This is a genomic window from Paractinoplanes rhizophilus (assembly GCF_042664765.1).
Lineage (GTDB): Bacteria > Actinomycetota > Actinomycetes > Mycobacteriales > Micromonosporaceae > Actinoplanes > Actinoplanes rhizophilus.
Genome location: NZ_JBHTBJ010000123.1, coordinates 1 through 924 on the forward strand (window position 1 = coordinate 1; position 924 = coordinate 924).

General features: G+C 63.5%; 1 pseudogene. It reads left to right on the forward strand.

Annotation, left to right across the window (positions count from 1 at the left end):
- Positions 1-924, forward strand: a pseudogene (locus tag ACFQS1_RS40505) (pyruvate dehydrogenase (acetyl-transferring), homodimeric type); the annotation flags it as partial.

The following is a 924-nucleotide window of genomic DNA, read 5'->3' on the forward strand; positions in this document are numbered from 1 at the left end:
TGACCTGGACGGGTTCCGGCAGGAGTTGTCGCATCCGGGTGGCGGGTTGCCGTCGTATCCGCATCCGCGGTTGATGCCGAATTTCTGGGAGTTCCCGACGGTCAGTATGGGTCTGGGCCCGTTGAACGCGATCTATCAGGCCCGCTACAACCGGTATCTGCACAACCGGGGGATCAAGGACACTTCGCAGCAGCGGGTGTGGGCGTTCCTCGGTGATGGGGAGATGGACGAGGTCGAGTCGCTGGGGGCGATCGGGCTGGCCGCCCGGGAGGAACTGGACAACCTCACCTTCGTGATCAACTGTAATCTGCAGCGGCTGGACGGGCCGGTCCGCGGTAACGGCAAGATCATCCAGCAGTTGGAGTCGTTCTTCCGCGGCGCCGGCTGGAACGTGATCAAGGTGGTGTGGGGGCGGGAGTGGGATCCGCTGCTGGCCGCGGACACCGACGGCGCGCTGGTGAATTTGATGAACGTGACTCCGGACGGGGACTACCAGACGTATAAGGGTGAGTCCGGGGCGTATGTGCGGGAGCATTTCTTCGGCCGGGACCCGCGGACCCGCAAGATGGTCGAGCACCTGTCCGACGACGAGGTGTGGAACCTCAAACGCGGCGGGCATGACTACCGCAAGCTGTATGCCGCGTACAAGGCCGCGACCGAGCACACCGGTCAGCCCACCGTCATCCTCGCCAAAACCATCAAGGGCTGGACGCTGGGCTCGCATTTCGAGGCCCGTAACGCCACCCACCAGATGAAGAAGCTGACCCTGGACGACCTGAAAGGGTTCCGGGACCGGCTCTACCTCGACATCCCCGACAAGGCCCTCGAACAGAACCCGTACCTGCCGCCGTACTACCACCCCGGCGAAAAATCCGACGAGATGCAATACATGCTCGAACGACGCCGCGAACTCGGCGGCTACGT